Here is a 19,683-nt window from a genome sequence, read left to right as displayed (position 1 = left end):
AGATGTCTTCCGTCTTCAGTCTGATCCGACTGGATGGGAAGAGGTCGTTGATACAAATGAATATCGGCACGATTTTCGGCGCGACAAGAGGTCTGCGTGATAAAGCGCAGACCTCTTGTGCTGAAAACGGACCAGTTACCGCTTTTCTGTCTGACGGTGCTCAGGCCGACTGCTCCGCAGGCTGACCATGCCCTTTGCCGTATACGAACACGGGGGAAGCTTTTCCTTCCGCCACATCCTTGTTCACCACGACTTCCTCGACATTTTCAAGGCCGGGCAATTCAAACATCGTCGTAAGCAGGATGCTTTCCAGAATAGACCGCAGGCCACGCGCGCCGGTCTTACGCTCGATAGCGCGATGCGCGATTGCCTTCAGAGCATCGTCCGTGAAAGTCAGCTTCACATTTTCCATCTGGAAGAGCTTGGCATACTGCTTCACCAGAGCATTCTTCGGCTCCGACAGGATCTGCACCAGCGCGGTCTCGTCCAGATCGTCGAGCGTCGCCACCACTGGCAGACGTCCGATGAACTCCGGAATCAGACCAAACTTGATGAGATCTTCAGGCTCAACCTGCTTGAGGATCTCACCCGTCCGACGATCTTCCGGCGCCTGCACATCCGCGCCGAAACCGATTCCAGAACCCTTACCCCGCGCGGAAATGACCTTCTCCAGCCCGGCGAATGCGCCGCCGCAGATGAAGAGCATGTTGGTCGTGTCCACCTGCAGGAATTCCTGCTGCGGATGCTTGCGACCGCCCTGCGGAGGAACAGACGCAACCGTCCCTTCCATCAGTTTCAGCAATGCCTGCTGCACACCTTCGCCGCTGACATCACGCGTAATCGACGGATTGTCCGACTTGCGGGAAATCTTGTCGATTTCATCGATATAGACGATGCCGCGCTGAGCCTTTTCGACATTGTAGTCGGCTGCCTGCAACAGCTTGAGGATGATGTTCTCAACATCCTCACCGACATAGCCCGCTTCTGTCAGGGTGGTGGCGTCGGCCATGGTGAACGGCACATCAATGATGCGCGCCAGTGTCTGGGCGAGAAGCGTCTTGCCCGAACCTGTCGGGCCAACCAGCAGGATGTTCGACTTGGAAATCTCGACATCGCTGTTCTTCTGCGAATAGGCCAGCCGCTTGTAGTGATTGTGCACCGCAACCGACAGAACCTTCTTCGCGTCGAACTGGCCAATCACGTAATCGTCGAGAATCTTGCAGATCTCTTTCGGAGTCGGCACGCCATCGCGGGATTTCACCAGCGCGGTCTTGTGCTCCTCACGGATGATATCCATGCAGAGTTCGACGCATTCATCACAGATGAAGACGGTTGGTCCCGCGATCAGCTTGCGGACCTCGTGCTGCGATTTTCCGCAGAACGAGCAATACAGCGTGTTCTTGGAATCGCCGGACTTTGCGTTCATCTGCAGTCCCCTAATCTCGGCCCCTCAACGGACCAACCAGCTTCTTCGCCAGTCAAATTAAAAATCGTAGCCGGACCGGAAAGATGCATCAAGTGACAGTCAGGCAACCCGCACACCAAGACTTACACCTTCTCCTGCGTGCGGGACGCATGCTGCTTGATCACTTCATCGACGATTCCGAAGGATTTTGCTTCTTCGGCCGACATGTAGCTATCGCGTTCCAGCTTCTGCTCGATCTGCTCGAGCGACTGCCCTGTATGCTCACGATAGATTTCGTTCAGCCGCTGACGAATCGTCAGAATCTCACGCGCCTGAATCTCGATATCGCTCGCCTGCCCCTGCGCGCCGCCGGAAGGCTGATGCACCATCACGCGCGCATTCGGCAGCGCGTAACGCTTGCCCGCAGCACCACCGGCCAGCAGCAGCGACCCCATGGAAGCCGCCTGCCCGATGCACACCGTGCTGACGGGGCTGCGGATGTACTGCATCGTGTCGTAGATCGCGAGACCTGCCGACACCACGCCACCGGGGCTGTTGATGTAGAACGAGATTTCCTTGTTCGGGTTCACGCTCTCCAGATAGAGAAGCTGCGCCGAAATCACGGAAGCGACCTGATCGTAAACCGGGCCCGTCAGGAAGATGATGCGTTCCTGCAGCAGGCGTGAATAGATATCGAACGCCCGTTCGCCGCGGGAAGTCTGCTCGACCACCATCGGCACAAGAGCATTGTTGTAAATCTCGACAGGGTTCGAATCCCGCATCACATCATTCCCGACTTGTAGGCCGTTTGTTCTTGCCCGCCCAAGGAACGGACCAGCCCTGAAAAAGGCGTGTTTCGTTTAAGATAGAGATAATCAGCGCCAGCGCCACCCCGTCCACCGAGAAAATCCTGCCCGTCGCCAAACAGACAAGCGGCACTTCCTCCCGTCACAGGAGAAAGTGCCGCAAAACATCTATCCAGCAGGCTGGAGGATTCTATCAGACATTAGCAGGAGGCATATCCGACAGTTCTTCCGGCGTCACTTCCTTGTCCTCAACCTTCGCGAGCTCGATGATGTAATCGATCACCTTGTTCTCGAAGATCGGACCACGGAGAGACTCGGCGGCCTGCGGGTTCTTCGTGAAGAAGTCGAACACAGCCTGCTCCTGACCACGGTAGCGCATGGCTTCCGCACGAATGGCGCGGGCCATTTCGTCCTGCGTGACCGTGATGCCCTTCGCGCGACCGATCTCGGCAAGCAGAAGACCCAGCTTCACGCGACGCTCGGCGATCTTGCGATAGTCCGCCTTCAGCGTCTCTTCGTCCTTGCCCTTGTCTTCCTCGTCAAGCTCACCAGACTTGCGGTCAGCTTCGACACGCGCCCAGATCTGCCCGAACTCGGCCTCGACCATGCTCTCCGGAGCCGGGAAGTCGGTCTTTTCAGCCAGCTTGTCGAGCAGGTCGCGCTTAAGACGGAGGCGGGAAAGCTGCTCGTATTCGTTCTCGACCTGCTTCGTGATGAGCTCACGAATCTTGTCGAGGTTCTCGAAACCGATCTTCTTGGCGAGATCATCGTTCAGTTCGGCTTCAACCGGCTGCTTCAGCTCTTTCGCCTTGATGTCGAACGTCGCTTCCTTGCCGGCAAGCTCCGTCGCACCGTAATCTTCCGGGAAAGTCACCGTAATGACCTTTTCTTCGCCCGGCTTCATACCTTCGATCTGCTCGGCAAAGCCCGGAATGAAGCCTTCGCCGCCGATCTCGACATTGATGTCTTCAGCCGTGCCACCTTCGAACGGCACGCCATCCTGCTTGCCGAGGAAGTCAACGACCAGAACGTCACCCTTCGCGGCCGGGCGAACTTCCTCAATCGTCACGAACTCGCGCTGACGCTTGGCGATATCGTTCAGAGCCTTGTCGACCGTCTCTGCATCCGGTGTCGACTTCAGACGTACCAGCGACAGATCGGACAGGTCCGGCTCCTTGATTTCAGGCAGCACTTCCGTCTCGACCTTTAATTCGAGATCGCCCTTGCCATCACCACCGGAAACGACATCAACCTTGGGCTGCTGCGCCGGACGCAGATCGCGCTCCTGAAAGAGGTCACGTAGGGAGTCGTTAACGGCCTGCTCAAGGACTTCGCCCTTTACGGACTGGCCATAACGCTGACGGATAACCGAAAGCGGCACCTTGCCCGGACGGAAGCCCGGAAGATTGGCGGCAGCCGCGACTTCCTTGAGGCGGGCCTCCTCCTTCTTCTCGAGTTCGGCCGACGGAACGACCACGGTGAAGGCGTGCTTCAGGCCTTCGGAAAGCGTCTCAGTAACCTGCATATGCCCAGGCCATCCTCTCGTACGAACTCGTCAAACACATGACGGCCTCAAAAGGCCGCCAGAAATCCATTTCGGCAAACAGAACGGGATGCAACACACTGCCGCAAAACGGCAGTTGGTACGGGTGGAGGGACTTGAACCCCCACGGCTCTCGCCACCAGAACCTAAATCTGGCGTGTCTACCAATTCCACCACACCCGCGTGGCATGTTCAGCGCAACCCGAAACGCCGAGGGCGCCGGATTACCGCAGTCCACAGGAGACGGCAAGGTACCTGATCCCACTTTCCCACATATTGGGAAGCCTAACACCTCTTCCGATTGGCTACTCCTGCTGCAAGCGTGTCGCCTTTTCCCGCGCCGCGCCGAGGTGAGCATCGAGATCTTCCGCGACCAGCCAGGGACCGGCCTGCAAACCCGCTTCACCATGGAGCCACACACCCGCGCACGCGGCATCCCACGGCTCCATACCCGCGGCCAGCAATGCGGCGATGATACCCGTCAGCGTATCGCCCGACCCTGCCGTGCCCAGCGCGGAGGTGGCATGCGTATTGATCGCAACCCGACCATCTGGCGCTGCCACGAGTGTCGTCGCGCCTTTCAGCACCACAACCGCCTCTATCCGCTGCGCAGCCGCACGGACGGCTGCAATCACATCAGAGCCCGGCGCACCAAAGACCCGCTTGAACTCACCCCCATGCGGGGTGATGACCGCAGCGCCTTTCAGACGTTCCGGTGCATCGGCAGCCCATGAGAATGCACCCGCATCAGCCAGAACCTGCCGCCCAGCAGCCACAAGCTGCGGGAAGGTCTTTTCCACCTCTTCCGGCAGAAGGCCGGGTCCGCAGATCCACGTCCGACGGCGCTCGTCTTCAAGCAGTTCTGACAAAGGCTGCTCATCAATAATGAGTCCCGGCTCCCCTAGGCGAAAGGCCGGAGCAGCCTCTCCAGCCGCTATGCGCACCAGCCCAGCCCCCGTTCGCCGGGCGGCGGCGGCGGCAAGTCGCGCTGCGCCGGGCATCGCCTCGCCAGCGCACAGGCTGACGACACCGCGCGAGTATTTGTGCGATTCCAACCCAAGGACGGGGAGCTTCCACAAACCCGGCTCATTCTGCCATGTGCGGATCGCCACCTCTTCCAGCACCGATTCAGGCATGCCGATGTCACGCACCTCGAACTGTCCGAGATACATGCGACCGGGAAGCAGAAGATGACCGGGCTTGGCGCGAAAGAATGTGACGGTGAGATCAGCTTTTCGTGCGCTACCCCGTATCTGGCCGGTGCTGCCATCAATACCTGTGGGCATGTCTATGGCCACAATCCGCTTGGCGACGGCCAGCACGGAAGGAACAGGCTCTTCGATATCCCGGCTGAGACCAGCGCCAAAGACGGCGTCAATCACCAGATCGACTCGCGCCGCCTCCTCCGGCGTGAACGGAACGCGCGGCCCACGAAAGCGCGCTGCGGCCTGTGCCGCGTCACCACCGGCACGTGGCGCCGCCAATGCGGCAACCGTGACAGGCCAGCCTGCATTCGCCAGATGACGCGCCGCCACATAACCGTCGCCGCCATTATTGCCCGGCCCACACAGAACAAGCACACGACACGGTTTTGTGAATTGCCGCACCGCACGCGCGACCGCCCTTCCGGCGTTTTCCATCAGCGCCGAAACCGGCACGGAGCGGGAAGCCGCATTATCGATACGGCCCATCTCCTGCGAAGAAGGAAGGACAAGCCTTTCTTTGTAAGAGGTCATTACTTTCTCCTCCTGCGCCAATCCGCGCAATGCATATGCTTGCGTTCGGCGACATGATTGGCGACACACCATACGATCTTGAAATGCCTCAGCCTGATGGAGTTCGCATGCCGCACATTCTCTGGAGCCTCGTCCTGACGCTGCATATCGCCGGGATGGCAGTCTGGGTCGGCGGCGCCACCTACGCTGTCGCCGTCCTGCGCCCCAGCCTGACCCTGCTGGACAAGGCCCAACGCAGCTCCGTGCATCTTCTCACGCTCAAACGCTTTCTGCGCGTCGTCTGGCATGTCATGCCGACAGTGCTGATTACCGGCTGGATCATGATCCTGCATGAAGGCGGCTTTGCCGTCATGCCGTGGACAACGAATGTGATGCAGCTTCTCGGCGTTATCATGGCTGGTCTGTTTCTGCGGGTGTTCTATGGCCCTTACCAGACAGCGCGCCGTGCGATTCGTCCCAAACAGGAAACCTTTGATTCCATCCGCACTCTGATGCTCGGTGTCATTGCCTGCGGCATGCTGACCATCCTGTGCGCCTCGATGGGACATGGTCTCTGAAATTTCATAAACTGCACACGAAATACCGGGCGCTGACGACGCGCCCGTCCTTGGCCCGATGAGCCTGCGCTCCTGTTGTTTAAAATATGAACCGCAGATGCAGGAACAAAACCGAGGGTGCTTGATTTTTGGCGCCGGACGGCCTACCGACAAGCACCCGGGCTTTCTTGGCCCGATCCGTGCGCCCACGCCCCCCGCGGCAGCCGATCTAATTCTGAGAGCGACTTGAGCCCCAAAACTTCCGAAACGACCGAGAAAAAGCCCCGCAAGGCAGCTCCCCGTACCCGTGCCCGCAAGGCAGGCCCTACAGAAGAAGCGGTAACGAAAGAAACCGCCGCATCTGCTGAGGAGATTACGGAAAAGCCTGTTGCGAAGCGTGCTTCTCCCCGCCGCGCCAAAAGCGCGGAGACTCCAGCCGTGACAGAAGAGAAGCCGAAGCGCGCGCCACGCAAAAAGAAAGTGGCTGTTGAAGCGGAAGCGACAGAAGCACCCTTTGAAGCCGTCGCTGAAGCGGAAACCGTAGAAAAGAAGCCGCGCCGCGCGACCACACGCAGAAAAGCGGTCGCCAAGGAGCCGCAGGCTGAAGCAGAAGCGCCAGCGGCAGAAACCGTTACGACGGAAGACGCTCCGGCTCCTGTGAAAAAGACGCGCGCCCGCAAGGCTACAGTAGCAAAGACGACCGAGACACCCGTAGCGCCTGCAAAGAAGCCTACGCGCCGCAGGACGAAGAAATCCGAAGTCGCGGAAGTTACTGAAACTGTCGTGGAAGATGCCGAAGCCCATCCGCTGCATGTTGGCGGAGCAATGGGTGGCGTTGTCGAACCCGAACCTGTCGCGGCGTTATCGGAAACAGTATCCGTTCCTGTTGTTGCTGAGAAACCTGCGCCAGAAGAAGAAGAAACCGACAAGATTACCTTCGCGGATCTCGGACTGTCCGAGCCTATCCTGCGTGCCGTCTCGGAAATGGGCTACGTCCATCCGACTCCCATTCAGGCGCAGGCCATCCCTGCCGTGCTGCATGGACAGGATGTGCTGGGCGTCGCCCAGACCGGCACCGGCAAGACCGCATCCTTCACGCTGCCGATGCTGGAGATTCTTTCCGGTTCCCGCGCCCGCGCCCGTATGCCGCGTTCGCTCATCCTTGAGCCGACTCGCGAACTGGCTCTGCAGGTTGCCGAAAACTTCGTCAATTACGGCAAGCATCTCCGCCTGACCCATGCGCTGCTTATCGGTGGCGAAAGCATGGCGGATCAGAAGGAAGTGCTAAACAAGGGCGTCGATGTTCTCATCGCCACGCCGGGTCGCCTGATCGATCTGTTCGAGCGCGGTGGACTGCTGCTCACCCAGACCCGCGTGCTGGTGATCGATGAAGCCGACCGTATGCTCGATATGGGCTTTATTCCCGATATCGAACGGATCGCCAGTCTTCTGCCCGCCAATCGTCAGACACTTTTCTTCTCTGCAACAATGGCGCCGGAAATCCGTCGTCTTGCAGATGCCTTCCTGACGATGCCGAAAGAGATCACGGTCAGCCGCCCTTCGACGGTGGCGACAACGATCGAAACCGGCCTCGTGATTGTGGACGAGGACGACAAGCGCAAGACGCTCCGCAAGCTGCTGCGTGCGGAGAATGTGCAGAACGCCATCATCTTCTGCAATCGCAAGCGCGATGTGGATGTGCTGCTCAAGTCCTTGCAAAAGCACGGTTTCTCGGCTGGCGCTCTGCATGGTGATCTGCCGCAGTCAGTGCGCTTCCAGACGCTCGAAAAGTTCAAATCGGGCGAGCTGAAGCTTCTGGTCTGCTCTGATGTTGCTGCGCGTGGCATCGATATTGGCGGCCTGTCGCATGTCTTCAACTTCGACCTGCCTTTCCATGCGGAAGATTATGTCCATCGTATCGGACGCACCGGACGCGCGGGCAAGGAAGGCCGGGCTTACAGTCTTGCCACGCCGTACGAGCACAAGCTGGCTGAAGCCATCGAAAAACTGACCGGCAAGACGATTCCTCTTCTTGAACTGGAAGATGTGAAGCAGCTTGAGTGGGCCAGCGAAGATGATGCCCGTGAAAACCGCAGCAAAAAACGCAAACGCGGTGGTCGGGGACAGGATCGTGAGCGCGATACAGCCCAGACAAATCAATCTCGGACCGACGAACGTCCACGCAAAGCCCCGGAAAAGGCGGCGTCGCCAGAGCGCGAGGATCGTCCCGCTCCGCGCGAGCGTGACCGGCGTCGTGATGATCGCCGCAATCGTGGTTCAGAAATCGCGGATGCCCCGGCAGAAAGCGTGGTCGGATTTGGCGCGGATGTGCCTGCCTTCATGAAACTGCCGAAGCGGGTTACACCCAAAATCGACATCGTGGCCGAGGATGGCGCGGACGCCTGATCGGGGGCGACGCTCTCGTCCTCGGCAGTCTACCGCTGCTGCCACAACCATTGATCCAACGCCCCACCTCTACAGGGTCGAGGCGTTGGGTAGCAGTGGAGACGGTATTGCACGACGCATCGACGGTGACGCGTCCTCCTCTCCCGTCTTCATTCCCTATACAGCGCCCGGCGATGAAGTTGTCGCCGCTTTCACCGATCGCAATCGGGCCAGGCTGGCAGACGTTACTGTCGCCGCACCTGAGCGCGTAAAACCTCCCTGCGCCCTGTTCGGCATCTGTGGTGGCTGCTCACTCCAGCATATTGATCCCGCATGGATTCTGGACTGGAAGAAAACGGAAACAGCCTCAGGATTCCGCAAAGCGGGCGTCACTGACCTTCCGCCCATCCAAGCATTCCAGACGCCTCCCGCATCGCGGCGACGTGCCGATTTGGCAGTGCGCCGCGCACATGACGGGATTGTTCTCGGGCTGCACCGCCGGGGTGGAGACGTGATCGATCTGACTGAATGTCACCTGCTACATCCCACCATCGTTGCGTTATTGCCCGCCCTGCGACTCATGCTTGGTCGGCTGGACCTGCTGCGCCGCGAGGCCGATCTTGTCATCAATCTGCTCGACACAGGCCCTGACCTGCTGCTCGTCTCCGATCGCGAGCCCTCCACGGCAGATCGAACAAAGCTGGCGGATTTCTGCCGGGATCACGGCATTCCCCGTCTGGCATGGAATGCCAAGGGCGCAATAACAGCACCTGAGACGCTTGTTCGCCTGACGACTCCTGCCATTGTCTTTGGAGACGTCAGCATCGAACCGCCGCCCGGTGCCTTTCTGCAGGCCACGCGCGAAGGTGAGGCAGCGATCCGTGACGCCATGCTTGCCGCGCTCCCCTCTTCTCCCGGTCGCAAAGCCAAGATTGTGGAGCTGTATGCGGGTTGCGGCACGCTAACTGTGCCGCTTGCCACGCATGCGCGCGTGGAGGCTTTTGAAGGTCACCCGGGAGCGGTCGCTGCATTGGCGAAAGCCACGGCTGGCCTGCGTGTTTCGGCCCATCTGCGTGATCTCAATCGCCAACCAGTCGAAGCGAAGGAACTTGCCTCTGCCTTTGCCGTCGTGCTGGACCCGCCACACGCAGGCGCGGGTCTACAGATGACGCAGATTCTCGACGGCAAACCCGAAACGATCATCTACGTCAGCTGCAATCCACGCATCCTGTTCCGTGATACGGCGCTCCTGTTGCAGGCTGGCTATACGGTCGATGCCATCACTGTGATCGATCAGTTCCTGTGGTCAGCCGAAACGGAAATCGTGTGTCGCTTTTCCCGCAAACAGAGTCGCCGGCGGTAACACTGGCAGCGCCATGCGTTCATGGCGAGACCGTCGGTCGCCTGCGGACATGGACAAACGCCTCCTGAAAAAGGCATAGCCACTGCTCCTTTTTGACGGGGCCGGAATCATGTCGCGCAAGCTTTCAGTGGAGACGATGCAGGCAAGCGGCCACGTTCCATTTTACCTCGTGACACTGCTGGGATTGATTACCGGCATCGGTCCCCTCTCTACCGACATGTATCTGCCCGCCTTCCCGCTTCTGGATGTCGATCTCGGAGGCGGCCCCGGCTCCGCGCAGTTCACGCTGGCGACATGGTTCATCGGGCTTGCAATCGGGCAGTTTTCCACCGGTCCGCTTTCAGACCGGTTCGGCCGCCGTGGCCCCCTGATGACAGGTCTGCTGATCTATACGCTGGCGTCCATAGGCTGCGCCATCACGACCGATTACCGTCTTTTCTGCCTCTTCCGTTTTCTTGCCGCTCTCGGTGGCTCGACGTGCGCCGTCATCCCCCGAGCCATGATCCGCGACGTAGCGACCGGCAAGGAAGGGGCGCGCATCATGACGCAACTCACGCTGGTCTTTGGCGTGATGCCTATTCTAGCTCCATCGATCGGTGGCCTGATTCTGGCTGTCGCCACATGGCGTGAAATTTTCTGGTTGGCTGTGATCTATGGACTAGCAGGCATCGCCGCCGTCTGGTTCGGTCTGCCGGAAACACTGCCTCTTGCCCGCCGCATCGCGTTGCCGCCTTCCGCGATTCTTTCCCGTTATCTGCACATCGTCCGTGAGCCCCACTTTCTGCGCAATGCGTTCATCGCCAGCGCCTCCAGCTTCGTGATGTTCGCCTATCTTGGCGGCGCGCCAGTGGTATTCGAGCACCTCCTTGGTTTTTCACCCAGCGAGTTCGCGCTTTTCTTTGGCGTGAATGCCGCTACTTTCATTCTCTGCACACAGATCAGTGGCCGTCTGACACACCGCTTTTCCATCGAAACCCTGCTGCGTTTCGGCATCGCGTGGTGCGCATTTGCTGGGGCATTGAATGTCGCTCTCACTGTCACGCATGTCGCGACCGTCCAGACACCTCTTCTGGTGGTGCTGCTGATCGTGTTCATGTCGGGATCACTCGGCTTTATCGGCGCCAACGCCACCGTGCTGGCGTTTCACCATCACGGCGCTCACGCGGGAAGCGCCTCGGCACTGCTGGGAACAATGCAGTTCAGCCTCGGTGCTGTCAGCGGAGTCATCATGGGTTTCATGCCAACCGAATCCCTGATTCCGACCGCCGCCGTCATGTCTCTGGGCGCCCTGATGATGCTTGTTGCGGAGAACCCTCTCTACAAACGTCAGACAATTGATGTTTGAAAGCAGGAAAACGTCTTTCCCTGCCATCCAATAGAACATTGGACTTATTTAGGGGCGTGAACTTTCCATCACGGGAATCCGTGACATTGCGAATAGCGGCTCTTTACAAAGGCTGCTTGCACCTTCAGGCGTCTGCACCCGTCAACAAACTCTCTGGCTTCGCGCTCACCGTCCGCCGTGCTACAAAACTTTCTCACGTTTATGGATGCAGGAACCGGGTGACATAATCCTGCGTTGAAAGTCTGCTTCCGCCTTCCAAATATAGCAGATAGAAATTAGCCCCAGAGTTACACAACACACGGATCTCCATTTTGGCATCAGACCCGACAGCCTGTGAAACCGCAATTGCGGGACTGCGCACCGCGCTGGACACAGCCCGCAGTTCGACCGTTCCTTTCCGTCACTGGACGCTGGCAAATGTCCTCCCGCAGGACGCCTGCGACGCGCTGGTCGCATGGCAGTTCGGAGAAGAAGCGGTCGCAGGTGATACGGGAGGTCGCCGTGAAACGCGCAACGCTTCGCGCGTGTTCGTCGAGCCGGAGGCGCGGGCGCGGGATGCCCGGCTTGATGTGATGGCGCAGATGTTCGATAGCCCGGAAGGGCGCAGGGCCGTGGAAGACCTCTGCGGCACCAGCCTTGACCATACGGCATTGCGGCTTGAAGTGAGTCTGGACACAGATGGCTTCTGGCTGGAACCGCACACGGACATCGGTGCGAAAAAACTGACGCTGCTCATCCCTCTCTCCATCCATGAAGATGCCGAGGAGTGGGGCACCGATCTGATGAACGCGGAGGGTGAAACCGTGGTCCGCAGCAACGGTCGCTTCAACACGGGAACGCTGTTCGTGCCGGGTAACGACACATGGCACGGCTTCAAGAAGCGCCCCATCAAAGGATTGCGGCGCGGCCTGATCGTCAATTTCGTCGATTCCACATGGCGCGCGACGCACGAACTGGCGTTCGGCCCGGCGCACTGAGACGGAACCGAACCCTGAAAGGCGGTGCCATAGTCTGCTGGCCGTCTTTCCAGATGTTTTTTCTGCCACATCTCATCACGAAACGAACCGGCACGTGGCTCCTGTGCAGACACAAAAGCTTGGCAAACTGTAACGAACGTCCTACCCGGTCATTTCAAACAACGTAGCCTGCGAGAAAACGCCGTTTTGCGCGGCCTCGCCATTCAAACACGGACGACAAGGAACGAGGATCAATGAGCGAACGCGAGGCGATGGAATTTGATGTCGTCATCGTGGGCGGCGGCCCGGCGGGTCTGGCGGCAGCCATCCGCTTGCGCCAGCTGAACCCCGAAGCGACCGTCTGCCTGATCGAAAAAGGCAGCGAGATTGGCGCGCACATCGTATCCGGTGCCGTCATCGAACCGCGTGCGCTTGAGGAACTGCTGCCTGACTGGCTGGAACGCGGCGCTCCATTGAAGACTCCTGTAACCGAGGAGGAAATGTATTTCCTCACCGAGAACAAGGGCTTCAAAATTCCAGCGCTCGACCGCGTGATGCCGCATATCGCCAATCACGGAAACTATATCGTGAGCCTCGGTGAAGTCTGTCGCTGGCTGGCCGAGCAGGCGGAAGAACTCGGTGTCGAGATCTATCCGGGCTTCGCGGGCGCGGAAGTGCTGATCGAGAAGAACCGCGTGGTGGGCGTGGCGACCGGCGACATGGGCATCACCCGTGACGGCGAGAAAGGCCCGAACTATCAGCCCGGCATGGAACTGCGGGCGAAATACACGCTGTTCGCCGAAGGCTGCCGTGGCTCCCTCACCAAGCAGGTGATGGAACACTACAACCTGCGCAAAGGCGTCGATCCGCAGACCTACGGCCTTGGCATCAAGGAAGTGTGGGAAATTCCCGCCGAGAATCACCGTCCCGGTCTGGTCATGCACAGCTTCGGCTGGCCGCTTGATGACAAGACCTATGGCGGCGCGTGGCTCTACCATTTCGGCGAGAACCTCGTCTCCTATGGCTTCGTCACGGGTCTTGATTATGAGAACACGTGGTTGTCGCCGTTCGACGAGATGCAGCGCACGAAGCTGCATCCGGTCTTCCGCAAGCATTTCGAAGGCGGTCGCCGTTTGATTTATGGCGCGCGTGCGCTGTCCGAAGGCGGCCTCCAGTCGATCCCTCGCCTCACCTTCCCCGGTGGCGCACTGCTTGGCGATTCGGCGGGCTTCCTCAACACGCCGAAGATCAAGGGCACGCACACGGCCATGAAGTCCGGCATGCTCGCTGCTGAAGCCGTGATCGATGCGCTGAAGACCGATCGTGCGGAACCGGCCACGTACACCAGCCTCGTTCGCCGGTCTTGGCTGTATGACGAGCTGAAATCCGCCCGCAACGTCCGTCCGGCGTTTGCGCGTTGGGGCTCAAAGCTGGGCGCGCTGTATGCCGGGTTTGACGCGATGGTCCTGCGCGGCAAGGCGCCGTGGACACTGCACTTCAAGCATGCGGACAACGAGACGCTGAAGCCGGCGTCTCTCAGCACGCCGATCGCCTATCCGAAGCCGGACAACAAGATCACCTTCGACAAGCTTTCCTCGGTGTTCCTGTCGAACACCAACCATGAGGAAGACCAGCCGGTTCACCTGAAGGTCCGCAATATGGGCCTGTGGAAGACGGTAAACTGGGATGTGTTCCGTTCACCCGAAAGCCGTTACTGCCCGGCGGGCGTGTATGAAGCAGCGGATACGGACACCGATCCGCGGCTGGTGATCAACGCGCAGAACTGCGTCCACTGCAAGACGTGCGATATCAAGGACCCGACGCAGAATATCGACTGGTGCACACCCGAGGGTGCAGGCGGTCCGAATTACCCTGCGGGTATGTGATTTCGGTCGATAGTACGTTAAGGCAGCCGACAATTCCGGTGGCCCGATCGCCGGACGTGGTTCCGTGCCCGCGTCCGCGCGCCACCTCCAACGGGTACAGGCAAGAGACACCATGAAGATTCTCGTCCCGGTGAAACGCGTCGTCGATTACAACATCAAGGTTCTCGTCAAATCCGACGGAACCGGTGTTGAGACGGCGGGTCTGAAAATGTCGATGAACCCCTTCGACGAAATCGCTGTCGAAGAGGCCGTCCGTCTGCGCGAAAAAGGCTCCGCGACCGAAGTGATCGCCGTGTCGATCGGCGTGCAGCAGGCGCAGGACACCCTTCGCACGGCCATGGCGATGGGCGCTGACCGCTCCATTCTCGTCCTCTCCCAAGAAAGCCCGGAACCGCTGGCTGTCGCCAAGGTGCTGAAGGCGATCGTCGAGAAGGAGAAGCCGGACCTCGTCTTCCTTGGCAAGCAGGCCATTGACGACGACATGAACGCCACGGGGCAGATGCTCGCCGGTCTGCTCGGCTGGGGTCAGGGCACCTTCGCCAGCAAGGTCGAGATCGTCGATGGTCGCGCGGAAGTCACGCGCGAGATCGACGGCGGCACGGAGACAGTCTCCCTCGCCGTTCCGGCCATTGTCACGGCGGATCTGCGTCTGAACGAGCCACGCTACGCTTCACTGCCGAACATCATGAAGGCGAAGAAGAAGCCGCTTGAGACGCTTCAGGCCGCTGATCTTGGTGTGGACATGACCCGTCGCCTGACGACGGTCTCCGTGGCCGAACCTCCGAGCCGCAAGGCTGGCGTTCAGGTCGGCTCGGTGGCCGAACTGGTCGAGAAGCTGCGCAACGAAGCGAAGGTGATCTGATCATGACCGTTCTTGTTCTTGTAGAGACCGAAGCTGGCCAGATCCGTCAGGCTTCCCGTTCCGCCATCGCCGCCGCCACGAAGCTGGGCGACGTTCACGCTCTGGTCGTGGGCAATGAAGCCGAGGCCGAAGTAGCGGCTGCTCTCGCCGCCAAGGTGCCGGGCGTGGCCAAGGTGCTTAAGGCCGGTGCGGAGGTGCTGGCGCATGAACTGGCCGAACCGATGGCCGATCTGATCGTCTCACTGGCGGGCGATTACAGCCACATCGTCGCGGCCTCCACGGCCGTTGGCAAAAACGTCCTGCCCCGCGCAGCCGCGCTGCTCGACGTTCAGCCGATCCCCGATGTGATGGCCATTATCGATGCCGACACGTTCGTCCGTCCGATCTATGCGGGCAACGCGCTGGCGACGGTGAAATCCTCGGATGCGAAGAAGGTTCTGACTGTCCGCGCGACCAGCTTCGATCCGGCTGCGGCCGAGGGTGGCTCCGCTCCTGTCGATGCGCTGAACGTTTCCGTACAGGACACGGTCTCGCGCTTCGTCTCCGCGCATACGCCGACGAGCGATCGTCCCGAACTCGAGTCGGCCCGCGTCATCGTGTCCGGTGGCCGTGGCTTGGGAAGCGCCGAGAATTTCCACGCTGTGCTGGAACCGCTTGCCGACAAGCTGGGGGCGGCCATTGGTGCATCCCGCGTGGCGGTCGATTCCGGCTTTGCCCCGAACGACTTCCAGGTGGGTCAGACCGGCAAGATCGTCGCGCCTGAACTGTATGTCGCGGTCGGCATCTCGGGCGCGATCCAGCATCTGGCCGGCATGAAGGACAGCAAGGTCATTGTTGCCATCAACAAGGATGCCGAAGCACCGATCACGCAGGTTGCCGATTACACGCTGATCGGAGACCTCTTCCAGATCGTGCCTGAACTGGACAAGGCGCTCTAGTCCCAGCCTCACATTTGAGTTTGTGACGCGGAAAACGCTCCACCCGAAAGGTGGGGCGTTTTTTGTTGCCTGCCCCCTGATGTGACTGTCTCCTGCCCACCGGCGCGTAGCAACTCATTAACCTGTAAGTGACCTACATAGTACACATTCGGCCGACGTGCTTTTCGGGATTCACGCGCCGCCATGTCAGACATCGTCACTCAATTTCTCAGCCAGAACCCGATTTTTGTCATCGGTGCCCTCATTCTCTGCACGACGACGACACTGATCGCAGTAAGGATGGTCTGCCGGGCGGCCATGGTCGGTGGGCAATCCCGGATCAAGCGGCTGGTCTTCGCCAGTGCCGTGGCGGGCAATGGCATATGGGCAACCCACTTCGTCGCCATGCTCGGCTGTCCCGATAGCATGGGCACTTCCTATGACCTCCCGTTGACGACGTTATCCATTGTCGTGGCCTGCGCCCTTTTCCTTCCCGCATGGTGGACGGAATGCAGGACCCGGAGCCACTCACGCTCCCCGCTGACAGCGCTCCTTATGACCTATGCGGTCGGCGGCATGCACTATATCGGCGTCGCCGCACTGGAAGGACGCGATTTTTTCCCGGTTCCGGCCCCGAGAATGGCGCTTTCTCTCGGAATCGGTTTTCTGTTCTTTTATATTGGGTGCCTGACACTCCGCCATCAGCATGGCACGAAACGGGCTCTGGCTGCGCTCCCGTGGGTCTTGGGTGTCTGCCTGCTGCATTTCATCGGCATGCCGCCTGCCGATATGATGATGAGGCATATTCCCGACGCCCATCCAGACTTTTCTCTGGCGGCACTCGTGGGACTGGGCACATCAACCTTTCTTGGTCTTTCCACGATTTTCGTGCTGCTTGAATACCGCACCGCCAAACGGAAAAGCGAAGATAACATGCGTGCGCGCAGCTTTGCTGAAGTCGCGCTGGAAGGGCTGGTCGTGACGACAGGCGGCATGATCGTGGATGCCAACTCGGCTTTCTGGAAGCTTGCCAATGCTTCCCAACGGGATGCCCGTCACCTGAAGAATTATTTTCCGACACTTGCCACAGAGGATGCCGTCAATGTGCTGGTGCGGGAGGAAGCCCCCCGCGAAATGCTGCTCTTACAGCGCAAAAACAACGAGCCGATCCCTGTTGAAGTATACGCGCGGGAAAACACATGGCGCGGCAAGAAGCGCACCATTCTTGCGATCATTGACCTGCGTGCGCGCAAGGAAGCCGAAGCGGCGCTCGAAGAACTTGCCGTAACCGACACTCTGACCGGGATCGGCAACCGATCCTTTTTCGTTTCTTCCCTCACCGAACTTCTGGAGAGCAGGCAGCCGGAAGAACAGGTCGCGGTTTTCCTCATTGATGTCGACCGTTTCAAGAATATCAACGAATCCTGTGGCCATACGGCGGGCGACAAGGTTCTGACAAAAATAGCGCAACGTATCCGGCAGCTTGTGCCGGCCGATGCCCTCATGGCGCGGATTGCCGGTGATGAATTTGCCATCGCTTACAAGGTTGGTCATCGCAACATTCTGGAACTCGCGCTTTACCTCGCGCAGGAACTGAAGATTTTCGTTTCTGACGGGCAGGATGATCTGCCGGTCTCGGTCAGCGTCGGCTTCGTGGTGTCCCATGAAGACGTCAATGACAGCGATGCTTTGCTCCATTGCTCGGGCATGGCCCTCCTGGCCGCCAAGCAGGCCGGTCGCGGCAATGTCCGCGAATATGACAGCTCCTTTGACAGCACGATCAGGCACCGCATTCGCCTTGAGCGCGAAATCCAGATCGGGCTGGAACGTGAAGAGTTCTTTCTCGAGTATCAGCCGATCATGTGCACGAAAGAACGCACACTGACCGGATATGAGGCGCTCGTCCGCTGGCAGCACCCTGAAAGAGGTCGCGTGCCCCCCGACCAGTTCATCAGCGTCGCGGAAGAATGCGGTCTGATCGCACAGCTCGGGGAATGGGTCGCGCGACGCGCCTGCAAGGATGCTGTCAGCTGGAAGCATCCCCTCAACGTGTCCATCAATGTCTCGCCCATACAGTTCGCGACCTCCGATCTGCCTGCCATCCTCAGCACGATCCTGCGTGAAACAGGCCTCAGCCCGGAGCGCCTGAGCATCGAGATTACGGAAAACATCTTTCTTCAGGGACGACAGAATCTCGAAATTCTACGCAGCCTGCGTGAGATTGGCGTGGGAATTGTCATGGATGACTTCGGCACGGGCTATTCCAGTCTCAGCTATCTTCGGGAATTCCAGTTCGACAAGGTCAAGATCGACAGGTCCTTTATCTGGGACATGCTGAACGAATCCCAATCCGCTGCGATTGTCGACGCAATCCTGTCTCTTGGCCGCGGCCTCGGCGTGGATATCGTCGCGGAAGGGATCGAGACTGCCGAGCAGTTAGCCTATCTGGAACAACGGTCCTGCTCGCTTGTTCAGGGCTACTTTATTGGCAGACCGAGCCAGATCATTGCCGATCAGCCTCGGCCCGAAGTGTGCGAGATGACCATCCCCGCCTGAACACTTCCTCCGCCTCCCGGATTCAACTCTCGACATACCGCGTTTTGCTGTGGGCATAATGGCTTTCACAGAAACAGCCTTTTGCCTTTCCATGGAAACACAGCCGGTGAACGCTCAATCGCCCTCATACCGCACTCTCGATCCTGAGGCGCTGAAAGCATATCTCGTCTCCATACCGGCCTTGCGGGACCGCTTGGGAAAAGACGTCGATCAATGGACGATCCGTGAAGTCAGCGACGGTAACCTCAACATGGTGTGGCTGGTTCATGGGTCGCATGGATCACTCTGCGCGAAGCAGTCCCTTCCGCACGTCCGCGTCGATCCTTCATGGAAAATGCCGCTGGATCGGACCACTTTCGAAGCGGCCTGGCTGCGTGAGACAGAAACCGTAACACCGGAGATGGTACCAACCTTCCTCCATTTCGATCCGGATCTGTATCTGCTGGCGACAGCCTGTCTGGATAATCACGTCACCCTTACGGAAGCTCTCGCTGCGGGATGCGCGATAACGCCCATCGTCCGACAGATTGGTGCATTCATTGCCCGCACCACCTTTCACAATTCATTCCGTGGAACGTCATTCGAAACTATGGCGCGGCTGGAGCAGTTCTTTTCAGGCAACATCACGCTGGCTCGTATCACAATCGATCTCGTTCTGACCGATCCTTATCACGCGCATCCACGCAACCATTTTCATCCGGACCTCTCCTCGCTCGTGCATAAACTGCACACCGACACGACACTCCACAGAACCGTCAGCACCATGCAGAAGCGCTTCTTCACAACGCGGCAGGCGCTTTTGCATGGCGATCTTCACAGCGGCTCCATCATGGTCAGTGAAGGAAAAGCATCCGTCATAGATGGCGAGTTTTCCATTATTGGTCCAACAGGCTTTGACCTGGGCATGTTTGCGGGCAGCCTGATTCTGGCGGCGTTTGGGGCAACATCTTTCGAACGCAGGCAGGAATTACTGAATGGTCTTGCCGTGTTGCGTGAGAGTTTTATCGAATCCTACTGCCACGAATGGAACAGCAGGACAGGACAGGCCGATCTCTCTCCCGCTTTTCTGACAAAAAACGATTCCACCGGGTTGGTGCCGGAACAGACGGAAGAATGCATTTCAATCATTTCCGATGCGACCGGTTTTGCGGCAATGGAAGTCATTCGACGCCTGACCGGCTATGCTCATACAGGTCATTTCGGGAAACTTTCAGAATCTGAAAAAGGGAAACATCAATATCAGGCGCTCGATTTCGCGATTGATCTTCTTTCCGATCTTTCTTCCGCACCGGAAAAATTGTTTTGGTCTCTCCACCCTTAAGACTGAGCAATCCTTAAGGACCGTCAGATTGACCCTTGTGAAAACAGGTTTTTAATTTCCTGGTGC

14 protein-coding genes and 1 tRNA gene are annotated in these 19,683 nt (G+C 59.0%); 10 read left to right on the top strand and 5 right to left on the bottom strand.

Annotated elements, in window-relative coordinates; genetic code table 11:
• Positions 1–160: 160 nt before the first annotated feature.
• The 5 genes from clpX to ABF824_RS02765 all read right to left on the bottom strand — a co-directional run bounded on the left by clpX (position 161) and on the right by ABF824_RS02765 (position 5,490).
• Complete coding sequence (clpX, locus tag ABF824_RS02785; protein ID WP_415486310.1) at positions 161–1,426, bottom strand: ATP-dependent Clp protease ATP-binding subunit ClpX; 1,266 nt, start codon at positions 1,424–1,426, stop codon at positions 161–163.
• Positions 1,427–1,548: 122 nt separating this feature from the next.
• Positions 1,549–2,187, bottom strand: a complete 639-nt coding sequence (gene clpP / locus ABF824_RS02780) for an ATP-dependent Clp endopeptidase proteolytic subunit ClpP (RefSeq protein ID WP_415486309.1) — start codon at positions 2,185–2,187, stop codon at positions 1,549–1,551.
• 217 nt (positions 2,188–2,404) lie between these two features.
• Positions 2,405–3,736, bottom strand: a complete 1,332-nt coding sequence (gene tig, locus ABF824_RS02775; RefSeq protein WP_415486308.1) for a trigger factor — start codon at positions 3,734–3,736, stop codon at positions 2,405–2,407.
• A 116-nt stretch (positions 3,737–3,852) separates the two neighbouring features.
• Positions 3,853–3,937 (bottom strand) — tRNA-Leu (locus ABF824_RS02770).
• A 122-nt stretch (positions 3,938–4,059) separates the two neighbouring features.
• The gene (locus ABF824_RS02765) at positions 4,060–5,490 is read right to left on the bottom strand and encodes an NAD(P)H-hydrate dehydratase (protein WP_415486307.1); all 1,431 of its coding nucleotides are present in this window, start codon (positions 5,488–5,490) and stop codon (positions 4,060–4,062) included.
• Between the two features lie 107 nt (positions 5,491–5,597).
• Between ABF824_RS02765 and ABF824_RS02760 the strand changes: the two genes are divergently transcribed.
• From ABF824_RS02760 to mtnK, 10 genes are all read left to right on the top strand, one after another.
• Positions 5,598–6,047, top strand: a complete 450-nt coding sequence (locus ABF824_RS02760) for a hypothetical protein (protein ID WP_415486332.1) — start codon at positions 5,598–5,600, stop codon at positions 6,045–6,047.
• A gap of 225 nt (positions 6,048–6,272) precedes the next feature.
• On the top strand, positions 6,273–8,432 hold the full coding sequence (locus ABF824_RS02755; RefSeq protein WP_415486306.1) for a DEAD/DEAH box helicase: 2,160 nt from the start codon (positions 6,273–6,275) through the stop codon (positions 8,430–8,432).
• Entirely contained in the window at positions 8,416–9,774 is a 1,359-nt protein-coding gene (locus tag ABF824_RS02750; protein WP_415486305.1) for a class I SAM-dependent RNA methyltransferase, read from the top strand. Before ABF824_RS02755 ends, ABF824_RS02750 begins: the two co-directional genes overlap by 17 nt.
• Before the next feature lie 109 nt (positions 9,775–9,883).
• Positions 9,884–11,119, top strand: a complete 1,236-nt coding sequence (locus tag ABF824_RS02745) for a multidrug effflux MFS transporter (RefSeq protein WP_415486304.1) — start codon at positions 9,884–9,886, stop codon at positions 11,117–11,119.
• Positions 11,120–11,430: 311 nt separating this feature from the next.
• A complete protein-coding gene (locus ABF824_RS02740; protein WP_415486303.1) occupies positions 11,431–12,096 on the top strand; it encodes a 2OG-Fe(II) oxygenase in 666 nt (221 codons plus the stop codon).
• 233 nt (positions 12,097–12,329) lie between these two features.
• On the top strand, positions 12,330–13,961 hold the full coding sequence (locus ABF824_RS02735) for an electron transfer flavoprotein-ubiquinone oxidoreductase (protein ID WP_415486301.1): 1,632 nt from the start codon (positions 12,330–12,332) through the stop codon (positions 13,959–13,961).
• A gap of 112 nt (positions 13,962–14,073) precedes the next feature.
• A complete protein-coding gene (locus ABF824_RS02730; protein ID WP_415486300.1) occupies positions 14,074–14,823 on the top strand; it encodes an electron transfer flavoprotein subunit beta/FixA family protein in 750 nt (249 codons plus the stop codon).
• Positions 14,824–14,825: 2 nt separating this feature from the next.
• Positions 14,826–15,761 carry an FAD-binding protein gene (locus tag ABF824_RS02725; RefSeq protein ID WP_415486299.1) on the top strand — a complete coding sequence of 312 codons (936 nt, stop codon included), beginning with the start codon at positions 14,826–14,828 and terminating at the stop codon, positions 15,759–15,761.
• Positions 15,762–15,944: 183 nt separating this feature from the next.
• Positions 15,945–18,296 carry an EAL domain-containing protein gene (locus ABF824_RS02720; protein ID WP_415486298.1) on the top strand — a complete coding sequence of 784 codons (2,352 nt, stop codon included), beginning with the start codon at positions 15,945–15,947 and terminating at the stop codon, positions 18,294–18,296.
• Between the two features lie 106 nt (positions 18,297–18,402).
• Positions 18,403–19,617, top strand: a complete 1,215-nt coding sequence (gene mtnK, locus ABF824_RS02715; RefSeq protein WP_415486297.1) for an S-methyl-5-thioribose kinase — start codon at positions 18,403–18,405, stop codon at positions 19,615–19,617.
• Positions 19,618–19,683 lie beyond the last annotated feature (66 nt).

Source organism: Acetobacter sp., assembly GCF_047721705.1.
GTDB lineage: Bacteria > Pseudomonadota > Alphaproteobacteria > Acetobacterales > Acetobacteraceae > Acetobacter.
Note: the sequence above shows the minus strand (reverse complement) of the source record. Positions and strands in the feature narration are given on the sequence as shown.

What these genes read in the sequence shown, in the direction of transcription:
- clpP (WP_415486309.1), bottom strand. Translation starts at nt 2,187, where the DNA reads ATGCGGGATTCGAACCCTGTCGAGATTTACAACAATGCTCTTGTGCCG.
- ABF824_RS02730 (WP_415486300.1), top strand. Translation starts at nt 14,074, where the DNA reads ATGAAGATTCTCGTCCCGGTGAAACGCGTCGTCGATTACAACATCAAG.
- tig (WP_415486308.1), bottom strand. Translation starts at nt 3,736, where the DNA reads ATGCAGGTTACTGAGACGCTTTCCGAAGGCCTGAAGCACGCCTTCACC.
- ABF824_RS02745 (WP_415486304.1), top strand. Translation starts at nt 9,884, where the DNA reads ATGTCGCGCAAGCTTTCAGTGGAGACGATGCAGGCAAGCGGCCACGTT.
- ABF824_RS02735 (WP_415486301.1), top strand. Translation starts at nt 12,330, where the DNA reads ATGAGCGAACGCGAGGCGATGGAATTTGATGTCGTCATCGTGGGCGGC.
- clpX (WP_415486310.1), bottom strand. Translation starts at nt 1,426, where the DNA reads ATGAACGCAAAGTCCGGCGATTCCAAGAACACGCTGTATTGCTCGTTC.
- ABF824_RS02765 (WP_415486307.1), bottom strand. Translation starts at nt 5,490, where the DNA reads ATGACCTCTTACAAAGAAAGGCTTGTCCTTCCTTCTTCGCAGGAGATG.
- ABF824_RS02760 (WP_415486332.1), top strand. Translation starts at nt 5,598, where the DNA reads ATGCCGCACATTCTCTGGAGCCTCGTCCTGACGCTGCATATCGCCGGG.
- ABF824_RS02720 (WP_415486298.1), top strand. Translation starts at nt 15,945, where the DNA reads ATGTCAGACATCGTCACTCAATTTCTCAGCCAGAACCCGATTTTTGTC.
- ABF824_RS02725 (WP_415486299.1), top strand. Translation starts at nt 14,826, where the DNA reads ATGACCGTTCTTGTTCTTGTAGAGACCGAAGCTGGCCAGATCCGTCAG.
- ABF824_RS02750 (WP_415486305.1), top strand. Translation starts at nt 8,416, where the DNA reads ATGGCGCGGACGCCTGATCGGGGGCGACGCTCTCGTCCTCGGCAGTCT.